This is a genomic window from Thalassospira sp. UBA1131 (genome assembly GCF_002311515.1).
Taxonomy (GTDB): Bacteria; Pseudomonadota; Alphaproteobacteria; order Rhodospirillales; family Thalassospiraceae; genus Thalassospira.
Genome location: NZ_DCAO01000132.1, coordinates 91,931 through 92,263 on the forward strand (window position 1 = coordinate 91,931; position 333 = coordinate 92,263).

Below are 333 nucleotides of genomic sequence, written 5' to 3' on the forward strand. Positions count from 1 at the left end.
TAGTTCACGCGCGGCTCGGCACCGAAAACGGTGATGTCATATTTGTCTGGTGCGCGGTTCAGGATTTCTTCAACGGTCCGCATGCCGGCCATGCCGTTGCCGATGACAACCAGGCGGGCTTTGGCGGTTCGTAATGCAGCAGTGACGTGGTTCATTTGTCTCTGGCTCCTCGTCGCGGGATGCGAATTGGCACAAAAAAAACGCCCGATGCGGCCTGCCCTCAAAAGAGGCATTTCGCAACGGACGTCGTTATCCGGTGAACCCGTCTTTGGATTCTTTATATATACAATCGGCTTTTTCGCCGGAGCCGCAGGCGACACTGCCCGCGCTCTT